The sequence below is a fragment of the Vogesella mureinivorans genome (genome assembly GCF_007644035.1).
GTDB classification, from domain to species: domain Bacteria; phylum Pseudomonadota; class Gammaproteobacteria; order Burkholderiales; family Chromobacteriaceae; genus Vogesella; species Vogesella mureinivorans.
Genome location: NZ_VMTV02000004.1, coordinates 1 through 319 on the forward strand (window position 1 = coordinate 1; position 319 = coordinate 319).

The 319-nt window shown below is 67.4% G+C and carries 1 protein-coding gene; it reads left to right on the forward strand.

Annotated features, from left to right (window positions below; translation table 11 throughout):
- Window positions 1-319: DUF1800 family protein (locus FLQ44_RS00375; protein ID WP_147692575.1), on the forward strand; the 319-nt coding region annotated here is incomplete at both ends.

The following is a 319-nucleotide window of genomic DNA, read 5'->3' on the forward strand; positions in this document are numbered from 1 at the left end:
GGCACCCCGCACAGCAATCTCGACTTCGCGCTCGACAACATCTTCAACCACCCGAATGTCGGGCCTTTCCTGTCGCGCCGGCTGATCCAGAACCTGGTCACCAGCAATCCCTCGCCGGCCTACATCGCGCGGATGACGGCGGTATTCAACAACAACGGCCAGGGCGTGCGCGGTGACCTGCGCGCGCTGGTGCGGGCGATCCTGATGGATCCGGAGGCACGCAGCGGACACCTGACGCAGCCGCAGCGCTTCGGCAAGGTGCGGGAACCGCTGCTGCGGCAGACCCATCTGTGGCGGGCCTTTGGCGCCGCCGCAGCGA